Source organism: Chryseobacterium sp. WX (genome assembly GCF_029542485.1).
In the GTDB taxonomy this organism is placed as follows: domain Bacteria; phylum Bacteroidota; class Bacteroidia; order Flavobacteriales; family Weeksellaceae; genus Chryseobacterium; species Chryseobacterium cucumeris.
In genome coordinates, this window is the sequence record NZ_CP120710.1 from 4,403,565 (window position 1) to 4,429,746 (window position 26,182).

The window sequence follows — 26,182 nt, forward strand, 5'->3', positions numbered from 1 at the left end:
CAAACAACACTAGACAAAATAAAATATGTGCGGAATAGTAGGATATACAGGTTTTCAAGACGCTTATGAAATTGTAATTAATGGTCTTAGAAGATTGGAATATAGAGGGTATGACAGTGCCGGAATTGTTTTAGAAGGACCAGATAACAAGCTGGAAGTAGAAAAAACAAAAGGTAAAGTTGAGGATTTGGTGAATATTTCAAAAGAACTAAAAGGAACGTCTAAAATTGGAATGGGACACACCCGTTGGGCTACCCATGGAGTTCCAAGTGACAGAAATTCCCACCCGCACTTGTCAAACAACGGAAAAATTGCAATTGTACATAATGGTATTATTGAAAACTATGATACCATTAAAACAATGCTTACTGAGAAAGGCTTTACTTTTAAATCAGAAACAGATACTGAAGTACTGGTAAACCTTATCCAATATTTTATGGATCTTAATCCGGATATCGACTTCCCAACCGCAGTGAGATATGCATTGAATGAAGTATATGGTGCTTATGCAATCACTGTACTTCATGAAGATTATCCTGGAGTATTGGTTGTAGGAAGATTAGGATCTCCTTTAGCAATCGGAATCGGAGATAAAGAATATTTTATTGCATCTGATGCTTCTCCTTTCGTAGAATTTACAAAAGAAGCTATATATCTTGAAGAAGGACATATGGCAACAATCTCTCTGGAAAATGGAGTAGATATCAGAACGATCAATGAAAACTCTAAGATTGAGCCTGAAATCCAGGAACTTAAATTGAGTCTTGAGCAAATAGAGAAAGGTGGATATGAGCACTTCATGCTTAAAGAAATCTTTGAACAGCCTAAATCTGTACACGATACCATGAGAGGTAGGCTTCTTGTGGATGAGGGAGTCATAAAAATGGCCGGAATCTGGGATCATGTTGAAAAATTCAAAAATGCTAACAGAATTATCATCATTGCTTGTGGTACTTCATGGCATGCAGGGCTTATCGGAGAATATCTGATAGAAGAATATGCAAGAATCCCTGTGGAAGTAGAATATGCATCAGAGTTCAGATACAGAAACCCGATCATTACAGATAAAGATGTAGTGATTGCCATTTCTCAATCTGGAGAAACAGCGGATACCATGGCTGCTTTAAAACTAGCAAAAGAAAAAGGTGCATTTATATATGGTATATGTAATGTTGTGGATTCTTCCATTGCAAGAATTACAGATGCTGGTTCGTATACCCATGCCGGTCCTGAAATCGGGGTTGCTTCTACCAAAGCATTTACGGCTCAGCTTACCATTCTTACTTTAATTGCATTTAAATTAGGAAAACACAACGGAAACTTAGGAAACGCTGAATTTATGAGCTTAATTGCTGAGCTTGATGCTATTCCTAAGAAAATTGAAGAAGTGTTGAATACTACTCATGAGCTTACGCAGAATATTGCAAAAGACTTTGTGAAGGCTACCAATTTCCTTTACTTAGGAAGAGGATACAATTATCCTGCAGCCTTAGAAGGAGCCTTAAAATTAAAAGAAATTTCTTATATCCATGCAGAAGGATACCCTGCTGCAGAAATGAAGCACGGTCCGATTGCCCTGATCGACGAAAATATGCCAATTGTAATTATAGCACCTAGAAAAGGCCACTATGATAAAATTGTAAGTAATGTTCAGGAAATTAAAGCGAGAAAAGGAAAAATTATCGCTGTAGTTAATAAAGGAGACCGTCAGGTGAGTGAAATGGCAGATTATGTTATCGAAATCCCTGAAACTTCAGAATGTTTCTCTCCAATCGTTGCTTCCGTACCTCTGCAGCTGCTTGCTTATTATATTGCAGTATATAGAGGAGCCAACGTAGATCAACCGAGAAACCTTGCAAAATCTGTTACCGTGGAATAAAAAGTTGTTGTAAATAAAATAAATTTAGATTTCTTCCGTTATTTCAAAAAAAATCTTAAAAGTTTCTTAAAAAAATTATATATTTACGGCTTAATTATAAAAATTAACATGAAAAGGATATTTCTTTTATTATTGTCTGCGTCGGTAGCATCGGTATCTTGTTCAGGTGGTGGCAGCTCTTCTGTAGGGAAGCCAGGAACAAAAGGAGAATTGATACCAAGAGAAAAAACTAAATCATTTGTTGCGGAAAGACCATACGGAATGGTTGCAATTCCTGCAGGTTCATTTGTTGCTGGTTTAGCAGACCAGGATCCAACAAATACTCCTGAAAAAGCAGCATTGAAGACAGTTACTGTTTCTTCTTTCTTCATGGATGAAGCAGAAACTACCAACTCGGAGTACAGAGTATTTATCAATTATGTAAGAGATTCTATCGCGAGAACTTTACTTGCTGAAGCTGCCGGAGAAGGTGGTGATGAAGGCGGACGTAAAGGAGCAGCAATAGGAGATTATGCATATCTTGCTAAAAAAGAAGAAAATTTAACACCTTATCAAGAATATATGGAAGGCCAGGGTGGCCGGGAAGACGGAAGCTATGATGCCAGTAAAAGATTAGATTGGAAAATTCCTTTACACTGGAGCACATCAAAATATCCGGATGTAGAATACGCAGAAGTTTTGGAATCTATGTATCTGCCTTCTTCTTCAAGAATCGGAAACGAAAGAATCTTAGATGTAAGCAAGCTGAAATATACTTACCGTTGGGGAGATATGGACGCTGCAGTTGCAGATAACGAAAGAGGAGCTAACTACCTGAAAAGCGAAAGTATCGCGATCTATCCTGATACTACAGTTTGGGTAAAAGATTTCCACTTTGCTTACAATGAGCCATTGTTTGAACAGTATTTCTGGCACAAGGCTTACAAAGACTATCCTGTTGTTGGGGTTACCTGGGACCAGGCAAGGGCTTATTGTAACTTCAGATCTAAATTGAAAACAGATTACAACGAAAGTTTAAAAAGAAAAAAACAAAGACCATTAGAGTTCCGTCTTCCAACAGAAACTGAATGGGAATATGCTGCAAGAGGTGGTATGCAAAATGCTACTTACCCTTGGGGTGGTCCATATTTAATGGACGACAGAGGTTGCTATCTGGCTAACTTTAAGCCGAAAAGAGGTAACTATATGGAAGACGAGAAAAAAGGTACTTATACATATACAGCTCCAGTTAAGAAATTTAAGAAAAATGGGTTTGGGTTATTTGATATGGCTGGAAACGTTTCTGAATGGACACTATCTTCATTTAACAATTCTTCTTCAGGATTCTCTTCTACATTAAATCCTTCTACTAAAGATAAAAAGGATACGAAGAAATCTGTAAGAGGTGGTTCTTGGAAAGATATAGGTTATGCACTAATGACAGGTGCTAGAGATTGGGAAAGAAAAGATTCCGCAAGAAGCTATATCGGATTCAGAACTGTACAGGATATTCCTGAAGCAGCTGTTAAACCAAGAAGAGTTAACAGAAATTAATCAGACAATTTTTCAATAACAATTTTATTTAACATTAAAAAAACTAACTCAATATGTTTAAGACTAAAGATGCTTGGATGAATTTCTTTTATTCATTCGGTGCTGCAATTGTAATTCTTGGAGCTTGGCTTAAAATTACTCACATTACCTTGGGACCTATTAACGGTAACATTGCTCTTACCGTTGGACTTATCACTGAGGCGATTATCTTTATCATCTTTGCATTTGACCCTCCAAAAACTGAAGAGTCTTATGCTTGGGAAAATGTTTATCCTGAGTTATTAGATAAACATGCTAATCCAAATCCTTTACACTCTAATGTAACAACTAAAAATACAGGAGCTCAATTTGCTGAATTAGAAAATTCTCTTTCTAACAAATTGGATAAAATGCTTGAAGATGCCAGATTAGACGTTCAATTATTTGAAAGATTAAGAACAGGAATTGATAAATTCTCAAACTCTGTTGATCAGATCAATCAAACTGTAGACGTATCTGCTTCTACTCATAAATATAACGACCAATTAAATAAAGCAGCTCAGCACATGGAAAGCATGAATGCTCTTTATGCAATGCAGCTTGAAAGCGGTAAGAGACAATCTGAATTTGCTAACAAGTATGTTGCAGATATGCAGAAATCTGCAGAGCAATCTGAGAAATTCAACCAAGAGCTACAAGGTTTAACATCTAATCTTAATAACTTAAATAGAGTTTATGGTGGTATGCTAACTGCTATGAAGTCTTAATTCCTAACCATTTCTAAATTTAACTACTTAATCAAAAAACAAAGAAAAGAGAATGGCACAAGGAAAACAGACCCCTCGTCAGAAGATGATCAACCTAATGTATTTGGTGTTCATCGCGATGATGGCCCTAAATATTGATGCAGAAATCATCAGATCATACTATGACTCTACCAGAGCATTGAATGAAACCAGAACTTTAACAGAAAAAAAGAACGAGAAGATTTTTGAAAGAACGTTGGAAGCTAAAGCCCAGCAAGTTCCGGATACCTATGCACAGCCTTGGGCTCAGTACAAAGTATTGAAAACCAAAATTGATGCATTGGTGAAATCTGCTCAGGATATTAAAGATTTGTTGAAAAAACAATCTGAGTTTCACGACAAAGATCCTCAAACAGGAAAAGATATTGATGTAAGTGAAAACTTCGCTGCATTGAACAATAATGAAGCAACTACTGAATATTTCTTCAAAGAAGGAGATGAAAATACTCCATCTAAGAATGCATTAGACCTGAAAGCTAAAATTGATGACGTAAGAAACTACATCAATGCTACCTTCGGAAACAATGCTCAGTTGCAGGATTTAGTCGCAAGAGCTAACAAGTCTCTTATTGCAGAGTATCCGAAAGGAACGTCTCCAAATGAAAAGACTTGGTTCCAGAATAAATTTTATCATCAGCCGCTAATTGCTGCAATATCTAACCTGGAGATTATCCAAAATGATGCCAGAAACGTTCAGTCTGATGCATTGGCATTATTACTTCAGGAAAAAGTAGATGCGAGTATTAAGTTCTCAAGCTACGAGCCTATCGTTTCAGGTCCGATTGATATTCAGGCAGGAAAACAGGCTGAAGTAAAAGTAATGCTAGGTACTTATTCTAACAGCAATAAGATCAGTATTTCTGGAGTAAGTAAAGTAGAAAATGGTAAAGGTTCTATCGCAATTTCAGGTTCTGGAATTGGTGAACATAAATTGGGAGGTACTATTACGTTAACGGATGCTTCTGGTAAACCACAATCTTTCCCTTGGACTCATACTTATAATGTAATTGCAGGACCAAGAGAAGTAAAACTTGAAAAAGGTTTATTACTTGCTGCAGACAAAATGAATGTAATGTACAGAGGGCTTGAGAACCCTGTTTCAGGATCAATCTTAGGTGCTGACAATTCTAAACTTTCATTATCTGCTCCGGGTGCATCTGTAAGAAGTACAGGTCCAGGTAAATGGAGTGTGAAACCAACTTCAGGTAATGTTGTTAAATTAACATTATCAGGAATTGATCCTTATGGAAAATCAGTATCTCAGGTATTTGAATACAGAATTAAGAACGTTCCGCCTCCAAGAGGAGAAATGAGAGGACAGAATGTATTGTCTATGCCGGCAACTTCTATTCCTAACCAGTCTGTTCAGGCAGCAATTCCTGACTTTGATTTCCCTGTTTCATTTACAGTAACTCAGTTTATGGTGAGAGTACCGGGTAGAGCAGCGCTTCTTGTTCATGGTAACTCTCTGGATGAAGCAGCAGGTTTAGTGAAGAATCTGAGAACAGGAGATGTGGTTTCTATCTTTGATATTAAAGCAACAGCTCAAGGTCTTGACGGTCAGATTATTAAAAACATTACTCCTATAATCATTAATGTTCAATAGGACTAAAATTGTAATTTATTATGAAAAAATATATTAGCACCCTTTTAGTATTAGTTTCGGGATTTGCTTTTTCCCAGACTATTCTGAACGCATCTTCTCCGGAAGAGTTCAGACAGATGAGAGCAGAAAACAAACAGAAAGTTGGTGATACTATTGTAGATAAAACAGTAAAACCTCTTGAATATGGTTTTGTTGAAGACAAAGATATCCTTAAGAGTATGTTTGTGTGGGAGATCATTGATATGAATGATAAGATCAACCAACCATTCTACTACGATAATCCGGATGGTCTTCTTGCTACCCCTACAAGATCTCTATACCAACTATTATTGGATGCTGCCTTGAGCGGTAAGATTGAGCAGGTATATGACGATGAAAACTTTACTGTAAAACTTTCTCCGGAAGGAATTCAGAAGAGATTGGAAAAAGTAATCATCAATGATGCTGCTATTGATATCTTAAACTCTGGAAGACAGCTTACAGAAGCAGAAAAGAAACAGTATACTGATGTATTTAAGACGACTACTGATAAAGTAAAAGTTCTTAAAATCATGGGTATGTGGTTTATTGATAAGAGAGACGGACAAATGAAATACAGACCTCTTGGTATTGCTGCAATGGGACCAGATCCTGCAGTGCAGGGAGTTATTGGTCCGGATGGTAAGCCTATTGCAAGTAATGATGAGCTTATTGATCTTTTCTGGATCTACTACCCAAGTGCTCGTGATATCTTAGCAAACAATTTTGTTTTCAATAGAAAAAATTCATCTGCTGACTTATCTTTCGATGATGTTATCAATGCAAGAAGATTCTCTTCTATCATTTATAAATCTTCGGCTGGTTTAGGAGACGGTACTATTAAGGATTATATTCCTAAAAATGCCGATGAACAACTGGAAGAAAGCGATAGAATCAAAGCGCAGATTCTTGAAATGGAAAATGATATGTGGAATTACTAGATTTCACTTGATATTTATAGAAAACCTGAGTATTTTTACTCAGGTTTTTTTATTATGAGAAATGTAGATTATATTATTGTAGGAGACGGATATGCAGGGCTTTTCTTAGCTCATCAGCTGATCAAAAATAACAAGTCTTTTGTGATCTTTACGGAAGGAAGAAAAAGCGCTTCTCAGGTTTCAGCAGGAATTATCAATCCTGTTGTTCTAAAGAAGTTTACCACATTCTGGAAAGCACAGGAGCAAATAGATTTTCTTAAAGAGAGTCTTAAAGAAATAGAATCATATACCGGAGAAAATTATTTGATCAATGCTCCCATTCACAGAATTTTCCATGATGAAAATGAACAGAATTTATGGTTGAAAAAATCAGCAAATGAAGAATTATCAAATTTTCTTGATCAGAATTTTGATCGTTTAAATGTAGTAAAAAACGACTTTCTTACCGGAAAGGTGAATCAGTCTGCAAGACTCAACGTTAATGGATTTTTCAGTGGTTTATTTAATTATTTTGAAAAAAATGATCATCTGGTAAAAGAAAAATTCGATTATTCAAAATTGAATCCATTTGAATCGGTATATAAAGATTTTACTTTCAAAAATATGATCTTCTGTGAAGGGATGGGGGTGAAGGATAATCCGTATTTTTCAGAGATTACAGTAAACCCGAACAAAGGTCACCACATAAAAGTGAAACTTTCTCAACCGATTCCGGAAAATATAACCATTAAAAAGAAACACTTCTTATTTCCAACCGGGAACGAATTATATTTTTATGGAGGAACTTATGACAGAGAGCAGCTTCACCATCATATTGACGAATCAGCAGTTGCCCAACTGGTGAAAGGACTTTCAGAATTTTACCCTTATGATTTTGAAGTAGAAGAAGTGCATTTTGGATTCCGCCCGACCGTAAAAGACAGAAGACCTATCATCGGAAGACATGATACCTTCAGTAATCTTTATGTTTTTAATGGACTTGGAGCCCGTGGGATTCTTAATGGGTGCTATTTTTCAAGAGATCTGTTCCGTTTTATGGAAGAAGATATTCCATTGCATGAAGAAGTTTCGTGGAAGAGATTTCAATAGTGTATCTTAGAATTGGTATTCAAAGTGAAAATTTATGAATGAAAATATATTAGGTTTAGTGGCCGGAGTTCTCACTTCCGTTTCAATGATTCCACAACTTATAAAGGTAATCAGAGAAAAGAATGTAGAAGATATTTCTTTACTCATGCTCCTGGTTCTGATTTCAGGACTCTCTTTATGGGTCTGGTATGGCTTTGAAAAGGACGAACTCCCTATTATTATATCAAATGCATTTGCGGTTCTGGTGAATATCAGCCTTTTGATCTGCTACATAAAGTACAACAACAAAAAATAGAAATGTCAATAAAAAAATACACCTCATCATGATGAGGCGTATTTTATTTTTATTTAAGTGAGATTCAATTACTGAAGAACAAATTTAGCTAAAGGAGCCATCCTTGCTTTGTTTAAAGTAAGCGTATTTCCATTTACAGAGTAATTGTCTGCTGCAAGAATTGCTTTGGTAAATTGATTTTCAATATCAAGATCCTCACAAGCCATCATCGTAGACATTCCCTGATTGAACTTAATTCTCATTATCTCAGGTTTGATCTCAAAAGTTCCTCCCAAACCATTACATCCGGCATGTCCCTGATATCTCATACCATCCATTTCAAGTTTAAAATAAGGATTGTTTTTAGGATTCTTCAGTTCAATCGGCTTCCCGTTAAGTTCTGTAAGTTTCCATGTTTTTCCTGTAATATCAGTAGTTGCTTTTTGAGCATTTTGTGTTTTACATGAAACAACTAAAAATGTTGCGATAACAAGTGCCGATACATAATAATATAAACTTTTCATAATGTTTATTTTTTTTAATTTGAATTGCTAATCCCTATGCTAATACGATGCCATTTTTGCAGGACCAGACTCTTTTTTTGCCTGTTTAAGATGAAACAGGACCATATCAACATTCTTTTTCAGGAAAGTGATATTCCCTTTAATATCAGAATATTGATATTCTTCATTGGAGGCAGTATATTCAGGTAAAGCATCACTTTTTTTAAGGTCAAAAGTTTTGCCGTTTAAATGTATTGTTGCTGTATTTTTGGTGTTATTGATGGTAACTTCTATTTTTTCTCCATAGCTGTCAACATACACATTTTTTGAAATGTCATCTGTATTTTCTGGAGTAACAGCAGTAATGATTTCAGCTTCTTTTCCGGGATGTTTACACGCTGTTAGGGAAATAATGGTCAATCCGAAAAGGACTGGTAATAATAATTTTTTCATAGTGATAAGTGATTTTAAAGTGTTTCATGAATTATGATGTTAATGCTATATAAATTTACAAATATTTTTAATAAATATATGTTAATTTTTCATAAACTAACAGAAAGTTAAAGTTTTACATGATTTAACTCACTGTGTTTGGAAACAAAATTCACAAAACGGAAACTAATAATTATTGTCGAAAGTAATGGTAACTGTTGTTAATTCAGGGTTTTTAACGAATTTGTTTTCAGTAGTATAATGTTGATTTTTTTCATTTTTCATTTGTTGTGTTAATTTTCGGCAAAAATAATTCAAAAAGAAAAGAGTAACAATAAGTTAATGTTAATAATTATAATTCATGATAAAGTTTAGGTTTGACTAATTAAATTTTCAAAGTAGAGTACTATGCCACCTAAAATGTTCAAAAATGCAACAACTTTAAAATTAAAATTTCCTTAAATGCAAAAAAATGGCTTGATATTTGAGAATTGAAACTTGCACAGATGAGATGTCAGGATTGCTCGAATTACGCTTGAATAAACGAAATATTTAATATTTATCATTTTTTTATATTCAGTTATTTTAAAGAAGAGTTAAATTTTGTTAATCCATGATGATAATATCATAATCTGGGTGTACATTTGCAACTTCAAAATGAGAAACTTCGTAGTATATTTTTTAACCGGTCTTTTTCTACTCTTTGTAGTAGAAAGCAGACTTGATGTTAAAACGCTCCGAAACGACTATAACGGTCATGTTTCTCATCATATGCCCAAAAGAGCCAACCGACTGAATCAGACTTTTGAAAAACTCTCCGTTCAGCAGATGGCAGATAATGTAGACAATTCCACTATAGAACTTACCGAAAATGATTTCGAACTGTCTGATGTATGGCACGCTATTGTTGTTTTTGCAGGAGTTTTCAGTCTTGTCTATATTTTTGGACTAAAAAGCTATAAACTATCAAAACCGGATATTCATGGCTTTGTTCTTGGTTTAGCCAACAAAAGATTTATTCTTATCCGCTCCATTAGAATCTAAAATTTCTCCGTTCCGATTATTTTCTGCCTGATGACGGGCGGAAATACCTTGCGTTGTGTATGCCGGTAATCATCACACCGTACCCCTTTTATTACCGTTTTTTATTTCTATCAAAACATTAACGATTATATAAACTCTAGAATTATGATAAAAAGAGTTGCTTCGGGAATTGCACTGAGTGCCCTTTTGTTGGCGGTTGGCTGCAATAAGAAAAAAGAAGAAAAAGAAGAAGTTACCGTCTATCCGGTGACGTCCCCTGTGGTCATGGATACCGTAATCAACAAAGAATACGTAGCCCAGATTCAATCTGTAAAAAACATTGAAGTGAGAGCTCAGGAAAAAGGTTTCCTGGAAAAAATCTTTGTAGATGAAGGACAGTACGTACAGGCAGGACAAACATTGTTCCGTATTATGCCTAAATTGTATCAGGCAGAATTATTAAAAGCAAAAGCAGAAGTAGAGCAAGCTTCTATTGAGCTTAAAAACGCAAGTACACTGGCAGGAAACAACATCGTTTCTAAAAATGAAAGAGCGATGGCAAAAGCTAAATTGGACGCTGCCAATGCAGAAATGAAACTGGCTCAGATCCATTTGTCTTTTACTGATATCAAAGCTCCGTTTTCAGGGATTATTAACAGAATTCCACTGAAATTGGGAAGCCTTGTAGATGAAGGCGATTTGTTGACTTCGTTATCAGATAACACAAGTATCTACACCTATTTCAACGTTTCAGAACCTGAATATCTCAGCTATCAGACTCATGCTGCAGACAGAGGAAGCAATCAGGTTTCTTTGATTACAGCCAATGGAGAAATGTATACACAAAAAGGAGAAATCCAGACGATTGAAGGAGAATTCGATAACGAAACAGGAAATATTGCTTTCCGTGCGAAATTCCCTAATCCGGACAAACTTCTGAGAAACGGAGAAACCGGAAAAGTGCAGATGTCAATGCCTGTTCACAATGCATTGATCATTCCACAGAAAGCAACCTATGAAATTCAGGATCAGAAATATGTATTTGTCATTGATAAAAATGGAGTAGCAAAATCCAGAAATATTAAAGTAGCCTATGAACTTCAGGATTTGTATGTGGTAGGATCAGGAATTTCAAAAGGAGATCAGATTCTTCTGGAAGGAGTTCAGAAAGTAAAGGATGATCAAAAGGTGAAAACAAAATTCCAGGATCCTAAGAAAGTTCTTCAATCATTGAAATTAAAAGCAGAGTAGTGGTCTCTAAAATGAAGCAGTATGTTTAAGAAATTCATTCGCAGACCAGTTCTGTCTATAGTAATCTCATTGATTATTGTATTTATGGGAATACTGTCATTGGTAAAACTTCCGGTGACACAGTTCCCATCCATCTCTCCGCCTAAAGTAAATATCACCGCAGAATATCCGGGAGCTAACAACGAACTGTTGATTAAATCCGTAGTAATCCCCTTAGAAAGAGGATTAAATGGAGTTCCCGGTATGAAATATATGACTTCGGATGCCGGAAATGACGGGGAAGCTTCCATTCAGATTGTATTTGATCTGGGAACGGATCCCAATGTAGCTGCAGTAAACGTGCAGAACCGTGTATCTTCAGTAGTTAATAAACTTCCGCCTTTGGTAGTGCGTGAAGGGGTAAAGATCACACGTGAAGAACCCAACATGTTGATGTATATTAACCTGTACAGTGATGATTCTAAAGCTGACCAGAAATTCCTTTTCAACTATGCAGATATCAATGTAATGTCTGAATTGAGAAGGGTAAGTGGTGTAGGTTTTGCCGATATCCTGGGAACCCGTGAATATGCAATGCGTATCTGGCTTAAGCCGGACAGGTTAACAGCTTATAATATTTCAGCAGATGAAGTAATGGAATCTCTGAATGAGCAGAGTTTGGAAGCTTCCCCTGGGAAAACAGGTGAAAGTTCAGGAAAACGCTCTCAGTCTTTCGAGTACGTATTAAAATATCCTGGTCGTTTCAATAATGAAAAAGATTACGGAAACATTATTTTAAAAGCAAAACCGAACGGAGAATCTGTAAGACTGAAAGATGTTGCCGATATTGAGTTTGGAAGTTCCATGTATGATATTTATTCCACATTGAACGGAAAACCTTCAGCTGCGATCACCGTAAAACAATCCTATGGATCCAATGCAAGTGACGTTATCAAAAATGTGAAAGCATTGATGAAAGATCTTGAAAAAAATAATTTCCCTAAGGGAATGCATTATGACATCAGTTATGACGTTTCAAGATTCCTGGACGCATCCATGGAAAAAGTAATTCACACTCTATTTGAAGCTTTCGTTTTGGTTGCTATCGTGGTATTCTTATTCCTTGGAGACTGGCGTTCAACCTTGATTCCTGCATTAGCCGTTCCGGTTTCATTGGTAGGAACATTTGCAGTGATGTCAGCCTTTGGAATTACCCTGAATATGATTTCCCTCTTTGCTTTAGTAATGGCGATCGGGGTTGTGGTAGATGACGCGATTGTAGTTATTGAAGCCGTTCACGCCAAGATGGAAGAGAAACATCTTTCTCCATTGAAGGCTACCGAGGAAGCAATGCATGAGATCAGTGGGGCAATTATCGCAATTACACTGGTAATGGCATCGGTGTTCATTCCGATTGCATTTATGTCCGGACCGGTTGGGGTATTCTACCGTCAGTTCTCTATTACAATGGCCTCATCCATTATTTTATCAGGGGTAGTGGCACTTACGCTGACACCAGCATTATGTGCTCTGATCTTAAGAAATAATCATGGAAAAGCGAAGAAGAAAACTCCCATTACTATTTTCCTTGATAAATTCAACAACCTGTTCACGAAAGGAGCTGGCAGATATGAGAAGCTACTGAATAAAACAGTGACAAAAAAGACAATAACATTGCCGTTACTATTAGCATTCTGTGCCTGTACATTCTTCCTGAGTAACTCTTTACCATCAGGATTTATACCGGCTGAAGATCAGGGGATGATCTATGCCATTATTCAGACACCTCCGGGATCTACATTGGAAAGAACAAACCAGATTGCCAGAGAACTTTTAAGAGAATCTGAAGACATTGATGGAGTACAATCCGTTTCTTCTCTCGCGGGTTATGAGATTTTAACGGAAGGTACCGGGTCAAACTCAGGAACCTGTCTGATCAACCTTAAAAGTTGGGAAGAGCGTAAAGAATCTGCTGCCGAAATCATTGAAAAGCTCGAAGAAAAGGCCAAAAATATTCCGGGAGCCAATATTGAATTCTTCCAGCCGCCTTCCGTTCCCGGATATGGAGCTGCAGGAGGTTTTGAACTTCGTTTGCTGGATAAAGCAGGAAGTGGAGATTATCATAAAATGGAACAGGTAAGTAATGACTTTGTGAAGGAGCTTAAAAAACGTCCGGAACTTGGTTCGGCATTTACATTCTATTCTGCGAGTTTCCCGCAATATATGCTTAGGATAGATAATGATCTTGCGGAGCAAAAAGGAGTAACCATTGAAAAAGCAATGGATAACCTATCTACATTGATTGGTTCCAACTATGAAACGAGTTTCATCCGTTTTGACAGACCCTATAAGGTAATTGTTCAGGCGGGACCTCAATACCGTGCCTTACCAACTGACCTGCTGAAACTGTATGTTAAAAATGATAAAGATCAGATGGTTCCCTACTCAGACTTTATGAGATTGGAAAAAGTATACGGATTATCAGAGATTACCAGACATAATATGTATAACTCTGCAGAGGTGAGCGGAACTCCGGCACCTGGATATAGTAGTGGACAGGCGATCAAAGCCATTCAGGAAGTTGCGGATAAAACACTTCCAAGAGGTTTTGGTATAGACTGGGCGGGTATTTCCAAAGATGAAGTAAGCCGTGGTAATGAAGCCGTATTTATCTTCCTGGTATGTTTAGGATTTGTTTACCTGATTCTTTCCGCACAGTATGAAAGTTTCATCCTCCCGTTACCGGTTATTTTATCCCTTCCGGTGGGTATTTTCGGAGCATTTTTATGCTTAAAATTATTAGGATTGGAAAACAATATCTATGCACAGGTGGCCATGGTCATGCTTATCGGACTTCTGGGTAAAAATGCCGTGTTGATTGTAGAATTTGCCGTTCAGAAAAAGGCAGAAGAAGGAATACCTGTGGCCAAAGCGGCTATTGAAGGAGCGGCTATCCGTTTCCGTCCGATCTTAATGACCTCATTTGCGTTCATTGCCGGATTGATTCCATTGGTAATTGCAACGGGGCCGGGAGCAGTTGGTAACAGAACGATTGGTACTGCAGCGGCAGGAGGAATGTTGATCGGGACTATTTTCGGATTGATGATTATCCCCGGACTGTATTATATCTTCGGAACCATTGCTGATAAGTCACGATTGGCCAGATATGAAGAAGAAAATCCTTTAACAGAACAAACTGAACCTTATGAACATGATGGAAAATTCGAAGACTAAAAATATAATCACAGCCATTGCCTTATCGCTTGTACTCGCAAGCTGTAAGGCTCCGATGGCAACTGTTATAAAAGATGAGGTAAAAGAAAATATTCCTCAGAACTTTAATCAGGAAGAACAGCAGGATGCTAACAACAATAGCGGAACAACTCCGTGGAGACAGTTCTTTACAGATCCTAACCTTGTAACGCTGATTGAAACGGCTTTAAAAAATAATCAGGAGCTTCTGATCACACTTCAGGAGATTGAAATTGCTAAAAGTGGTGTTTTAGCTAAAAAAGGAAGATTGACTCCAACGGTTTCTGCAGGAATAGGAGCGGGATTGAAAAAATCCGGCCGTTATACGAGTGAAGGAGCAGGGGATGCTACTACAGAAATAGAACCCGGAAAAGAAATGCCGGATCCACTGGGAAATTTTGAAGCAGGATTAAATGCAAGCTGGGAAATTGACATCTGGAAAAAACTCAGAACGGAGAAAGAATCTGCAGTAGCTCATTACCTTTCTACAGTGGAAGGGAAAAACTTTGTTTTGTCGAATCTTATTGAAGAAGTTGCGGATAATTATTATGAGTTATTAGCACTTGATAATCAATTGGATATTATACAGCAGTATATCAAGCTTCAGCAGAGAGCATTGGAAATTTCCAAAATTCAGAAAGAAGCCGCTGCAGCAACGGAGCTTGCTGTGAAGAAATTTGAGGCAGAGTTGGCGAAATCCAAAGCTTCAGAATATACAATCCGTCAGCAGATCACAGAGAAGGAAAACGAAATTAATGCTTTACTGGGAAGATATCCACAACCGATTGTGAGAACAAAGGAAAACTTTATGTCTACCATTCCTCCCACAGTGTATACCGGAATCCCATCTCAGTTATTAGCCAACCGTCCTGATATCAAGCAGGCAGAGCTGGAATTGAAAGCATCAAAACTGGATGTGGAAGCTGCAAGAAAAGAATTTTATCCTTCTTTGGAAATTTCTGCAACCTTAGGACTGGAAGCTTTCAAACCATCCTATCTTGTTAAATTACCAGAATCAATAGCTTACAATCTTGTGGGTGAGCTGGCTGGACCACTCATTAATAAGAGTGCGATAAAAGCTAATTTTCAGACGGCAGATGCAAAACAGGTTCAGGCATTATACGAATATGATAAAACCATTTTGAATGCTTATCTGGACGTTGCCAATTTAATGTCAAAGGTTAAAAATATTGACCAGTATTATCAGTTGAAGTCCCAGGAAACCAAAGCCCTGGATCAGTCTATTGATATTGCTAATCAGTTGTTCCGTAATTCAAGAGCAGATTATCTTGAAGTTCTTTTGAATCAGAGAGATGCATTGGATGCTAAAATGGAGCTTATCGAAGCAAAACAGAAACAGCTCAGTACTGTAGTCGACATCTATAAAAGTTTAGGTGGAGGCTGGAAATAAAACATCATAATTCTATCAATAAACAGTTAATGTTTTTTGGAAGGGTCAATTCTTTTGAGTTGGCCCTTTTTATTTTTAATACGACAGGTTCTGTCGCCGTGAGTAGATATTTTTGCATCATAATGATACAAATTGCAATACAATATATAGAAAATCTAACTATTAATAGCATGATTTATAGTAGGTTGAAGTATATCAATTTTTGTGTCTTAAAAAGTACTAAATTCGCTGCGTTTTAATAAACTAATTACTAACTCAAAAAATGACAACACGAGAATGAGAAAACTTTATCTCAGTGCATTCACTTTATGCACGATCCTGGGCATATCTGCCCAGGAAGTGATGTGGCAGAAAGATATCCAATCCTCTACCCAGGATTTTCTAAGCCAGGTCACCACAACCATTGATCAGCAGTATTTGATCACAGGAAGTTCTATTCAAAGCAATAAGCAACAGGCTTCAGGCAGTAAGCAGAATAACGGTTACGATTTTCATTTGGTAAAACTCAATCAACAGGGTCAGGAAGTCTGGGAGAAATATTTCTCAGGACAGAACCATGACTATTTATCTGCAACAGTTACTACTCAGGATGGAGGTTTTTTACTAGCCGGAACATCTTATTCCGGAAAAGGATTGGATAAAAAAGAGGATTCCAAAGGCGGCTCAGATATCTGGCTGATCAGAATCAATGAATTTGGAGATGAATTATGGCAGAAAACGTTGGGAAGTTCTTCCGATGAAGAAGCCAGAGCGGTTATCCAGACTACTGATTTAGGATTTTTTGTTGCAGGAAACGTACAGAATTCAGTAAAAGGCTATGGCTCTAAAGATGTCTGGATTACCAGACTCGATAAAAGCGGAAAAGAACTCTCCCAATTAATCGTAGGTGGAAAAGGCTTGGATGAAGTGGAAAAGATGATTCCAACGAGAGATGGAGGAGCGTTACTGGGGATTTATTCAAGGAGTGGAGTTGTTAAAACAAATAATCAGCAATCAGCAATTAGTACCAATACCCCCTCTGATAGATCTGCAACCTCAAAGCAGAGCGACAATTTCGGTGAAGGCGACTACTGGATCGTAAAATTGGATAAAAACGGAAAAGTAGAATGGGAAAAGAACTTCGGAGGCAAAGGAGATGATCATTTGAGAACCCTAGCACTAACCTCTACAGGTTTTATCATTGGTGGAGAATCAAGATCAGAAAGATCAGGAAACAAAACCGTAGGCATTGAAGAAGGAACAGACCTATGGCTGATTGCTCTCAATGAAAGAGGAGAAGAGCAGTGGCAGAAATCCTACAATTTCAAAAACAGAGATATTCTAATGGGAATGAGTGTTCTTCATTCTGCTGACGATAAATCTTCTAAAGGAATTTTATTAGGAGGTTACACCCAGGCTGAAGGAAGAATTCAAACTGATGATGAAACCTTTTGGATGCTGTATTTAGATCAAAATGGCAATGAGCAGTGGAGAAAACACGTAAAAGGAGAATCCAGACAAAAAGAAGAAAGACTTTCTGATTTAAAACTCAACAGAGACGGTTCCATTATTCTTGCCGGAACCAGTGCAGAAGAGCTGGGTAAAGAAAACTGGAAAATTGTAAAGCTGGGAGACAAACAGGTAGACCAGTTGATTGAAAAATACGACATCAAGATCTATCCAAATCCAGTATCTGACTACGCTTATGTAGAAATAGGATTCAACGACTTTAAAGAAGCAGATATTCTGTTATATGATATGAGCGGAAGACAGCTCCAAAGTATAAAAACTAAAAACAGAGTGACTAAGATCAATACCCAGGCTTTGGTTCAGGGAGCTTATCTGCTGACGATAAAAACTGATACCAACAAAACGGCGAATGCCAAATTAATTAAGAAATAAAATGATGAAAAGAATATTTGTAATAGTGTTGTTGTCTATTTTTTCATTTGGATACTCACAGTCCGGAATTGGAATTAATGCGCAGCAGAGTAAAGAAGTCTTATCTTTTCCAACCTCCCCTGATGCCTACAGCTTTGATAAAGTAGGAAAGCTTCCTATGGATCTATTTAACGGGAAAGCTAATATAACTATTCCCATTTATGATATTCAATTAGGAGATATGGTTTTCCCCATTAAGCTTTCTTATAATACAGGAGGAATTAAACAGAATGAGATTTCAAGCTCAGTAGGATTAGGATGGTCATTATCCATACCCAATACCATTTCAAAGAATATTATGGGAAAAGATGATGATTTTTTTCCAATCTATTTTAAAGATTACAATACAGCTTATCAATATTCATCTATTGATCCTTGGAATGATAATGCCAAAAAAGAGGTCTTGGGCTTTCTTTATGATGGGATGTATGATGTGCAGCCCGATCTGTTTTCGTATAACCTCCCTACCGTAAATGGCAGTTTTATAATAAATAATAACAAAGGTTTTCCGATTCCTCATGAAGATGTTTTGATTGAAAGACTGCCTGATAATGGTAGTTTCACCATAACAGATTCAAAAGGTAACAAATTCTGGCTGTCGGGGAAAAATTCAGTGATGACTAAACGATCTCAAACGGTTCCTCAATTGGCTGTCAATTCTTTTTTAATGGACAGTTTGCGTACATCGAGAAATCAGGGGATACAAATTGAGTATCAAAAAAAGCTAAACTATTCTGAAGAAAGTAAATTTGAAAGTAGAATTCTGACTTCCCAAAATGCTCCCGTGGGCTATACTCCTTTTCCTCCGATTCAAACATCTCCGCCACCGAGAATTGACATCAATACGAACTTTGAAAAATTAATTACAAAAATTACATTTCCTGAAGGGCAAATTGAGTTCAAATATTCAGGAGATGACAATTTAATGACCGTAGGTAATGAAATGTATAGAAAAGATATCAATTCATCTGCCGGCACTGCGTTGAAAAGAATTGTTGTCAAAGACAAATCAGGAAAAATAATAAAAGATTTTTTGCTGAATCATTCTTATTTTGAATCAAGCTCTGTTGATAAAACCTATGAAGATTACAGGCTTAAACTTATAGGCTTAAAAGATAATCTTCAAAATAAGAGTTATGCATTTTCTTATAATGAAACAAGCCCTCTTCCTGCAAGAAATTCTAATAATGATGATTACTGGGGATATTTTAATAATACATTTTACAGCAAGTCAAACACCAGTATCCCGGATCAGATTTTTTCTAGTAATATCGGGGCGAGCCAAAGCACAATAATCGGAGGCAGAAATAGAAATACGAATCCTACTTATGCCCAACTAGGAGTTTTAACAGCTATCAAATATCCTACCGGTGCTTCTAAAAAGCTTTATTATGAAAGCAATACCATTGAAACAACCCAATATTCCACCATTGAAGCGTATGAAAATTATATGAGTGTGGGTAATAATCAGGACCCGGGTACTTTTGTGAAACCTATTCGTGATACCCTGGTTACAGTTCCGCAATCTGTTTTTATGAATAAGTCTAATGCAAGATTTAAAATCACTTTTGGAAATGGCTGTATGAATAATAATGATGACATTGCCCAGATCCATGAAAACAGATGCCAGGGCAGCATAAATATGTCAGGACAGGTATATACTTCTAACGGAAAAAGCTTTACTGCAGAATTTAGTGCTACAACAAGCCCCATTCAATTACGTTTGCAGCGTATAGGAGACTGTGGCTGTGATTTTTCATTTGACATCAAATATAACAAACAAATTGCAACCAATTTAATTTCAAATGTTGGTGGGCTCAGAATAACAAAAGTAGAAGATGTAGATGCCAGTAATACGTCTAATATCTATAACTACAGCTATGAAAGGGTTGATCCGATTACAGGAGTTTCTAAAGGTTCAGGAAAGCTTAAACGTCCGTTTCAATTTGTTAAACCTTTTTATAGAGTAGCTCATCCAAGCCCAGAACATGCAGCATCATCAGATTATATTCAGAGAGATTATATGGTTCAAAATACAGGAAGCGCTTATAACTCTTATAGCATGTCCAATATAGTCACCTATTCTACGGTAAAAGAGTATAATGATCTTGGAGAAACTATTTATGAATTTGCAGATGGAAATGCCGGGACAAGCTCTGTTTATGCAGACAAGACAGGACCATATGATGATTGGAGATATGGACTCCCGTTAAAAACGACGTATAAGAAAGGAGCTAATACTCTAAAAGAAGAAATATTTAAATATGAAATCAACCCATTGAAAAATAAGCTATCAGGATATAATCCCGTTACCAATGAAGAGATTGCTTTTGGGCTTGATCTGGATATTGTACCTTACAATGTAGAGAATTTTAACGTACCTCCATTATCCTCTTATCAGGTCAATATGAGTGCTGTAGAAATTTACGGAGGAAAGATAGAACGTAAAATATCAAAGGTAATAGATCATTTTGAGGGAGATAAAAAGGTTGAAAATCAAACCGTATATACTTATTCAGATACGGATATTAATAAACCTGTCAATTTAAAGAGTACATTATCTACATTTTCATCCGGGGAAAATGTTGTGACAGACTATCAGTATGCGCATGAAAAAGGCATTCAGAAACTTATTAATGCTAATATCATTGATACTCCTATAGAGACACAGGTTACAAAAAAACAAAATGCCAATGATGCTGTAGGTAAAGTACTGTCAAGAACGGAAACCAAATATGACAATCCACTGAACTTACTTCCAAGCTCAGCAGTGTCGTATGATCTTCAGAATAATCCTACTACCGAGGTTATTTATGATCAATATGATTCTAAAGGAAATCTTAAGCAATACACCACAAAAGATGGTATTTCAACAGTCATTATCTGGGGTTACAACCAAACCCAGCCTATTGCCAAAATAGAAGGAGCCAAATTAACAGACATCCAGCAGTCTTTAATTGATTCTATTGTTAATGCTTCCAATACAGACGCTTTAGCTGGTCCCAACAATGATGAAACATCTTTCTTGTCAGCATTGAATACCTTCAGAGCTAATACGGCCTTATCCGCTTATCAGATCACAACATATACGTATGATCCATTAGTAGGAGTAAGAAGCATCACGCCACCATCCGGAATCAGGGAAAGCTATGTGTATGATTCCGCAAACAGGCTTCAGAAAGTGATCGATGTGAATGGCAAAGTGCTGAAAGAAATGAAATACAATTATAAAAACTAAAACTGATGAAAAAACTCATACTACCGATAGGAGCCTTGCTCTTATCCAACTTAACCTACGCCCAGCTTTCCCCGATTTCAAGCAATGAAAACTATATTCAGTCCAAAACGTATCTCGATTATAACGGAACTTCTCCAACCAAATCCTCAGAAACCGTTCAGTATTTTGACGGGCTGGGAAGACCCAAGCAGATTGTTAATGTAAAAGAATCACCTTTGGGAAGAGACGTTGTCACCCACATTGAATATGACGCGTTCGGGAGACAGGTGAAAGACTATCTTCCTATTCCTCAACTTTCCACAAGCAATGGGAACTATTATTCAGGACCTTTGGGTGTTTATCCTACCACCTACGGAAATGAAAAGATCTATTCTGAAAAAAAATTGGAAAACTCACCTCTGGACAGGATTCAACAGCAGATTCAGGTAGGTAATGATTGGAGCACTAAACCTGTTAAATTCGAGTATGATGCTAACGGATTTAATGAAGTCTATCAGTTTACCACGACCACAAGCTGGGTAGATGGGGCTACTAAAAGTGTACTGAGCTTATCGCCTGCTACAGTGTATGCCCCTAACCAGCTTTATAAAAACTCTGTCAAAGATGAGGATGAGAATGAAACCATAGAATTTAAAAATGGTAAAGGTCAGGTTGTATTGGTAAGGAAAGTAAAGAGTTCTTCGGAACATATTGATACTTATTATGTGTACAATGAATATGACCAGCTGGCATTTGTCATTCCTCCTATGGCTGTTCATAAGCCTATTACGGATGACCTTCTCAATACCTTATGCTATCAGTACCGTTATGACGGAAAGGGCAGATTGGTAGAAAAAAAGCTTCCCGGAAAAGGATGGGAATTTATGGTGTATGATAAAGCTGACAGGCTGATGCTTAGCCAGGATGCTAATATGGGAGGATCTGGAAAATGGTTGATGACCAAGTATGATCAGTGGGGAAGGATTGTCTATACAGGCATATTCAGTTCTAATGACAGTAGGGCTACATTACAGAATCAGATCAAGGATTTGGTTATTTATGATGCGCGCCATTCTACAGGTATTGTAAGAAATGGAATGAATATTTATTATACAGCTGTCTATTTTACCCCTGAAAGTATTTTGTCTGTTAATTATTACGACTCCTATCCTGCCTACAGTTTTAATCCTGCATTTCCTTCAACAATTCAGGGAGAACCTGTATTGACTGAAATTCCTGCAGTTGACGGAAGAAGTACGAAAGGACTGCCTGTAATGAGTTTTGTGAAAAACATTGAGGATGACAACTGGACAAAGAATTACACCTATTATGATACGAAGGGAAGAGCTATCGGAGGTCACTCTATCAACCATTTGGGAGGTTATACCCATACAGAATCCAAATTGGATTTTGCAGGAGTTACGAAACAGAATGTAACAAAACATAAAAGACTTAACACGGATACTGAAAGAGTGATTACCGAAATGTTTGATTATGACAGCCAAAACAGGTTACTGGTACACAAACATCAGGTAGACAGTAATCCGGTAGAGATTTTAACTCAGAATAAGTACAATGAAATTTCTCAGCTTGAATCTAAGAAAGTAGGTGGAACATCTCTATCATCACCATTACAATCGATAGATTATAAATATAATATCCGTGGCTGGCTGACCCAGATTAATGATCCTGCCAACTTAGGAAGTGATCTGTTTGGGTATAAGATCAATTATAATAAAGTGGAAGGGCTGGAAATTCCCAATGCAGACTACCCGAATCAAAAAGTAAAACCAAAATATAACGGAAATATTGCTGAAGTATCGTGGAAAACCCTAACAGAAGATAATGAACCGTTAAAAAGATATGGCTACGCATATGATAGTATAAACAGACTCACAGGTGGTTTTTATCAGAAGGATACAAATCCCTATGCAAAAGAATACAATGAGCTTCTGGCCTATGACGTGAATGGAAATATCCTGAATCTGGTAAGAACTGAAGGATTGCTTCCAGGAGCAAACACCACTTTAATGATTGATAATTTAAAGTATGATTATGTAGGAAATAAGTTAGTGAAAGTTACAGACCAGCAGCAAAATCCATCTGGTTATCCTTCCCTTACAGTTCCTAATCCTATTGAGTATGATAATGGTAATCTCAGCGGGAATGGAAACATGACCAAACATTTGGATAAAGGAATTTCCTCTATTGAATATAATTATTTAAATTTACCAGATAAGATTACCCAAAACTCAAAATTGACAAGCTATCTTTACAGAGCAGACGGGGTAAAAGTAAAGAAGCTTTTTGGGGATCTGGAAACCCATTATCTGGATGGCTTCCAGTATAAATCTACATTTTTAAGAGAATCATGGGATGGAGAAGGTACTTTCATTCCTGATCCCAATGAGATTCCAGAATTGAAATTGAGGAACATTCCTACTTCTGAAGGATATTATGATGCGCTTCTCAACAAGTATGTCTATAATTTTACAGATCATCTGGGAAATGTAAGATTAAGTTATACCGATACAAATGGAGATGGTATTATCCAGCCAAGGAGATATAATACATCAACATGTTCGCCTAAATTTGGTTGCCTTGGAGAATGGAAACCGGGAGAAATTGTAGAAGTCAATAATTATTATCCTTTTGGATTACTGCATAATTATACTGCGACTACCCAGAATGCTTATCAATACAAGTACAATGGCAAGGAGCTACAGGAGACTGGGATGTATGATTATGGAGCGAGATTCTATATGCCTGACTTAGGTAGATGGGGCGTGGTGGATCCAAAAGCAGAATTAATGCGTCGCTGGTCTCCGTACAATTATACGTTTGATAATCCAATCCGTTTTGTAGATCCAGATGGAAGAGCTCCTGAATGGATTAGAGGAACTGATGGCAAGAAAGTTACTTACAAACAAAATGCCGATGGGACATTAACTTGGAGTAAAAATGCAAGTGCAGATACTAAAAAAGTCGGAAATGCCTTAGCAAGAACTAATGAAGGATTAGCGAAATTAAAAGATGCCGTGAATGCTAAACACGAAGTAAGCTTTTCAGTTGATACTAAGAAAACGGATTCAAAGAGAATGGGAGGTACTACACCTGAATACAAACTTAATGAGAAAACGGGAGAATATGATTTGACTAAAATGAAGATAGTTATCTATGAAGGAACTATAAAAACTGTATCTAAGAGGATTAGTGAGACTAAAAATGAATTAGTTTGGGATGCTCAAGCGTTAGAATATGGAAAGTTGCATGATAAGAATGATGTAAGTGGTATGATTTCTGCAACAGCTGCTCATGAAATAACACATGCAACAGATCCTAAAAATATTATAGATGGTAGATATAATGCTAATAATGAGGGCAAGAAAGGTTATAAAGAACGAGATATTGAATCTGTTCCAGAAAGATCTGAAGATAAAGTTTTAAAAGAATTAAATAAATAATAGAATGAAATTTATATTAGTGTTTTTTTTGTTTACTTCTTTATTTTATTCACAAAATAAATATAAAGACATTTCAAATAAAAGGATTGAAATATCAAAATTTGTCTTTGATGAAGTTTTAGATCAAAATACATTTAATAGTTCCATAGTAACTAAAATTATTTTCAAAAATCATAATCTTACTATCTATTCTATTAAAACATATTCGCCACATGCTTTACTTAATATTAGTATTTTTTATAGAAATAAAATGAAACTATTTTGTATTGAAAAAGAAGAAAATGTTGAAGAAGTTTTATCATTCTTAAAGAAAAATAATATATCTGAAGATACTTTACAAAAAGTAAATGACGAAATACGAAAGATTCCTTTATATAAGGAAGATTAATCTCCCACGCTGGAGCGAGTGTATAGCTCGTGTCGACAGATACAAATAAACCCATCGCAATTGCGGTGGGTTTTATGTTTTATAAAGCAGCTACATTTTTATTAAAGAAGTCTTTAAATTTTTTTGTAGTGAGCATTTTATCTACCATTTTAAAAATCATTGAGCGATCTTCCTCGTCAAGCTGATTAATTAAATGCAGCTTCTCAAAATCTGGTTTATCCTCGATGGTTACTTCTTCAGGAATTACCCCACGCTCCCGCACGAATCCTTTCGTGTGGCAGGTAAGAATAAAAGCCACTGCAAAAACAGTGGCTTTTACTTTTTATTCTAGAGAAACTGTTATATTTACAGCATAGATCATCTGGGAAATGTAAGATTAAGTTATACCGATACAAATGGAGATGGTATTATCCAGCCAAGGAGATATAATACATCAACATGTTCGCCTAAATTTGGTTGCCTTGGAGAATGGAAACCGGGGGAAATTGTAGAAGTGAATAACTATTATCCTTTCGGGATGATGCATAATTATACCGCCACCACTCAGAATGCCTACCAGTACAAATACAATGGTAAAGAGCTTCAGGAAAGCGGAATGTATGATTATGGAGCAAGAATGTATATACCGGACCTTGGAAGATGGGGAGTAATCGATCCGCTGGCAGAAACATCCAGAGGATGGAGTACCTATGCCTATGCTTATAATAATCCTGTGATGTTTATAGACCCGGATGTAATGCAGAATGTGTCTGCATTACATTGGAAATTTGATAGGAACAGTACTATTCTTGGAAACAGTTGGTTTGATGATTCTTACGTGAGTTCAGGCTTTGGTAATAATTTCAAAACCATGTGGAACGGAGGGGATCATGGTGGTTCGGGAAGTAGACCCTTCGTACAGACACAGGCGTTTGCAGATCTGATGGATGCATTTTATAATGGGGGAACTGGCGGATTGGTTAATCAGAATGGTACTTTGAAATGGTGGACAGATTATGAGGATTCTGATCCAAATGTCACTGAAGTGGGATAATTTAACATGCTGAAATTAAGGCGTGAAAATTTTCCTTCAAATAAAGAAATAACTCCTTGGCAATTAGGTGTAGAGTGGCTTTCAGGAACAGGTCCAAGACACCGAGATTTTACTAATGGAGACTTAATGACAGAAATGTTAAGACAACATAGTCATGTACAAGCCACTAGGGATATTATCCTAT

General features: G+C 36.7%; 19 protein-coding genes. 16 read left to right on the plus strand and 3 right to left on the minus strand.

What is annotated here, in order from left to right; translation table 11 throughout:
• Nucleotides 1-25 precede the first annotated feature (25 nt).
• The 7 genes from glmS (at nucleotide 26) to PZ898_RS20100 (ending at nucleotide 8,146) form a co-directional block, all read left to right on the plus strand.
• Nucleotides 26-1,879, plus strand: coding sequence for a glutamine--fructose-6-phosphate transaminase (isomerizing) (gene glmS, locus PZ898_RS20070; RefSeq protein WP_062675473.1), 1,854 nt, complete (start codon nucleotides 26-28; stop codon nucleotides 1,877-1,879).
• 108 nt (nucleotides 1,880-1,987) lie between these two features.
• Nucleotides 1,988-3,412, plus strand: a complete 1,425-nt coding sequence (gldK, locus tag PZ898_RS20075; RefSeq protein ID WP_062675472.1) for a gliding motility lipoprotein GldK — start codon at nucleotides 1,988-1,990, stop codon at nucleotides 3,410-3,412.
• Between the two features lie 53 nt (nucleotides 3,413-3,465).
• Nucleotides 3,466-4,158, plus strand: coding sequence for a gliding motility protein GldL (gldL, locus tag PZ898_RS20080; protein WP_062675471.1), 693 nt, complete (start codon nucleotides 3,466-3,468; stop codon nucleotides 4,156-4,158).
• A 52-nt stretch (nucleotides 4,159-4,210) separates the two neighbouring features.
• The gene (locus tag PZ898_RS20085) at nucleotides 4,211-5,803 is read left to right on the plus strand and encodes a GldM family protein (protein WP_062675470.1); all 1,593 of its coding nucleotides are present in this window, start codon (nucleotides 4,211-4,213) and stop codon (nucleotides 5,801-5,803) included.
• Between the two features lie 20 nt (nucleotides 5,804-5,823).
• On the plus strand, nucleotides 5,824-6,762 hold the full coding sequence (gene gldN, locus PZ898_RS20090) for a gliding motility protein GldN (RefSeq protein WP_062675469.1): 939 nt from the start codon (nucleotides 5,824-5,826) through the stop codon (nucleotides 6,760-6,762).
• A 54-nt stretch (nucleotides 6,763-6,816) separates the two neighbouring features.
• Nucleotides 6,817-7,851, plus strand: a complete 1,035-nt coding sequence (locus tag PZ898_RS20095; RefSeq protein WP_120233453.1) for an FAD-dependent oxidoreductase — start codon at nucleotides 6,817-6,819, stop codon at nucleotides 7,849-7,851.
• Between the two features lie 34 nt (nucleotides 7,852-7,885).
• Complete coding sequence (locus PZ898_RS20100; protein WP_062675467.1) at nucleotides 7,886-8,146, plus strand: SemiSWEET transporter; 261 nt, start codon at nucleotides 7,886-7,888, stop codon at nucleotides 8,144-8,146.
• 68 nt (nucleotides 8,147-8,214) lie between these two features.
• Here PZ898_RS20100 and PZ898_RS20105 read toward each other — a convergent pair whose 3' ends face one another.
• Complete coding sequence (locus PZ898_RS20105; protein WP_062675466.1) at nucleotides 8,215-8,649, minus strand: META domain-containing protein; 435 nt, start codon at nucleotides 8,647-8,649, stop codon at nucleotides 8,215-8,217.
• A gap of 39 nt (nucleotides 8,650-8,688) precedes the next feature.
• Complete coding sequence (locus tag PZ898_RS20110) at nucleotides 8,689-9,081, minus strand: multicopper oxidase domain-containing protein (protein ID WP_062675465.1); 393 nt, start codon at nucleotides 9,079-9,081, stop codon at nucleotides 8,689-8,691.
• 636 nt (nucleotides 9,082-9,717) lie between these two features.
• On the opposite strand from PZ898_RS20110, the gene PZ898_RS20115 reads away from it, so the two are divergent.
• The 8 genes from PZ898_RS20115 to PZ898_RS20150 all read left to right on the plus strand — a co-directional run bounded on the left by PZ898_RS20115 (nucleotide 9,718) and on the right by PZ898_RS20150 (nucleotide 24,965).
• On the plus strand, nucleotides 9,718-10,104 hold the full coding sequence (locus tag PZ898_RS20115) for a hypothetical protein (RefSeq protein WP_277694048.1): 387 nt from the start codon (nucleotides 9,718-9,720) through the stop codon (nucleotides 10,102-10,104).
• 144 nt (nucleotides 10,105-10,248) lie between these two features.
• Entirely contained in the window at nucleotides 10,249-11,334 is a 1,086-nt protein-coding gene (locus PZ898_RS20120; protein WP_202967949.1) for an efflux RND transporter periplasmic adaptor subunit, read from the plus strand.
• A 21-nt stretch (nucleotides 11,335-11,355) separates the two neighbouring features.
• Nucleotides 11,356-14,547 carry an efflux RND transporter permease subunit gene (locus tag PZ898_RS20125; protein ID WP_277694049.1) on the plus strand — a complete coding sequence of 1,064 codons (3,192 nt, stop codon included), beginning with the start codon at nucleotides 11,356-11,358 and terminating at the stop codon, nucleotides 14,545-14,547.
• On the plus strand, nucleotides 14,519-15,976 hold the full coding sequence (locus tag PZ898_RS20130; protein ID WP_123278890.1) for an efflux transporter outer membrane subunit: 1,458 nt from the start codon (nucleotides 14,519-14,521) through the stop codon (nucleotides 15,974-15,976). Before PZ898_RS20125 ends, PZ898_RS20130 begins: the two co-directional genes overlap by 29 nt.
• Nucleotides 15,977-16,252: 276 nt before the next feature.
• Nucleotides 16,253-17,857, plus strand: coding sequence for a T9SS type A sorting domain-containing protein (locus PZ898_RS20135; RefSeq protein WP_277694050.1), 1,605 nt, complete (start codon nucleotides 16,253-16,255; stop codon nucleotides 17,855-17,857).
• Nucleotide 17,858: 1 nt separating this feature from the next.
• The gene (locus tag PZ898_RS20140; RefSeq protein WP_277694051.1) at nucleotides 17,859-21,134 is read left to right on the plus strand and encodes a hypothetical protein; all 3,276 of its coding nucleotides are present in this window, start codon (nucleotides 17,859-17,861) and stop codon (nucleotides 21,132-21,134) included.
• 5 nt (nucleotides 21,135-21,139) lie between these two features.
• A complete protein-coding gene (locus tag PZ898_RS20145; RefSeq protein WP_277694052.1) occupies nucleotides 21,140-24,577 on the plus strand; it encodes a DUF6443 domain-containing protein in 3,438 nt (1,145 codons plus the stop codon).
• A gap of 4 nt (nucleotides 24,578-24,581) precedes the next feature.
• Nucleotides 24,582-24,965: a hypothetical protein gene (locus PZ898_RS20150; RefSeq protein ID WP_277694053.1), complete on the plus strand. Its 384-nt coding sequence runs from the start codon at nucleotides 24,582-24,584 to the stop codon at nucleotides 24,963-24,965.
• Nucleotides 24,966-25,044: 79 nt separating this feature from the next.
• On the opposite strand, the gene PZ898_RS20155 is transcribed toward PZ898_RS20150, so the two are convergent.
• The gene (locus PZ898_RS20155; RefSeq protein WP_277694054.1) at nucleotides 25,045-25,263 is read right to left on the minus strand and encodes a hypothetical protein; all 219 of its coding nucleotides are present in this window, start codon (nucleotides 25,261-25,263) and stop codon (nucleotides 25,045-25,047) included.
• A 195-nt stretch (nucleotides 25,264-25,458) separates the two neighbouring features.
• Here PZ898_RS20155 and PZ898_RS24355 point away from each other — a divergent pair, with 195 nt between their 5' ends.
• On the plus strand, nucleotides 25,459-25,998 hold the full coding sequence (locus tag PZ898_RS24355; RefSeq protein ID WP_347176647.1) for an RHS repeat-associated core domain-containing protein: 540 nt from the start codon (nucleotides 25,459-25,461) through the stop codon (nucleotides 25,996-25,998).
• Nucleotides 25,999-26,182 lie beyond the last annotated feature (184 nt).

Excerpts from the sequence above, each read along its gene's own strand:
- PZ898_RS20120 (WP_202967949.1), top strand. The coding sequence starts at position 10,249 with ATGATAAAAAGAGTTGCTTCGGGAATTGCACTGAGTGCCCTTTTGTTG.
- glmS (WP_062675473.1), top strand. The coding sequence starts at position 26 with ATGTGCGGAATAGTAGGATATACAGGTTTTCAAGACGCTTATGAAATT.
- PZ898_RS20115 (WP_277694048.1), top strand. The coding sequence starts at position 9,718 with ATGAGAAACTTCGTAGTATATTTTTTAACCGGTCTTTTTCTACTCTTT.
- gldL (WP_062675471.1), top strand. The coding sequence starts at position 3,466 with ATGTTTAAGACTAAAGATGCTTGGATGAATTTCTTTTATTCATTCGGT.
- PZ898_RS20085 (WP_062675470.1), top strand. The coding sequence starts at position 4,211 with ATGGCACAAGGAAAACAGACCCCTCGTCAGAAGATGATCAACCTAATG.
- PZ898_RS20095 (WP_120233453.1), top strand. The coding sequence starts at position 6,817 with ATGAGAAATGTAGATTATATTATTGTAGGAGACGGATATGCAGGGCTT.
- PZ898_RS20100 (WP_062675467.1), top strand. The coding sequence starts at position 7,886 with ATGAATGAAAATATATTAGGTTTAGTGGCCGGAGTTCTCACTTCCGTT.
- PZ898_RS20130 (WP_123278890.1), top strand. The coding sequence starts at position 14,519 with ATGAACATGATGGAAAATTCGAAGACTAAAAATATAATCACAGCCATT.
- PZ898_RS20125 (WP_277694049.1), top strand. The coding sequence starts at position 11,356 with ATGTTTAAGAAATTCATTCGCAGACCAGTTCTGTCTATAGTAATCTCA.
- PZ898_RS20135 (WP_277694050.1), top strand. The coding sequence starts at position 16,253 with ATGAGAAAACTTTATCTCAGTGCATTCACTTTATGCACGATCCTGGGC.
- PZ898_RS20150 (WP_277694053.1), top strand. The coding sequence starts at position 24,582 with ATGAAATTTATATTAGTGTTTTTTTTGTTTACTTCTTTATTTTATTCA.
- PZ898_RS20105 (WP_062675466.1), bottom strand. The coding sequence starts at position 8,649 with ATGAAAAGTTTATATTATTATGTATCGGCACTTGTTATCGCAACATTT.
- PZ898_RS20145 (WP_277694052.1), top strand. The coding sequence starts at position 21,140 with ATGAAAAAACTCATACTACCGATAGGAGCCTTGCTCTTATCCAACTTA.
- gldN (WP_062675469.1), top strand. The coding sequence starts at position 5,824 with ATGAAAAAATATATTAGCACCCTTTTAGTATTAGTTTCGGGATTTGCT.
- gldK (WP_062675472.1), top strand. The coding sequence starts at position 1,988 with ATGAAAAGGATATTTCTTTTATTATTGTCTGCGTCGGTAGCATCGGTA.
- PZ898_RS20110 (WP_062675465.1), bottom strand. The coding sequence starts at position 9,081 with ATGAAAAAATTATTATTACCAGTCCTTTTCGGATTGACCATTATTTCC.
- PZ898_RS20140 (WP_277694051.1), top strand. The coding sequence starts at position 17,859 with ATGATGAAAAGAATATTTGTAATAGTGTTGTTGTCTATTTTTTCATTT.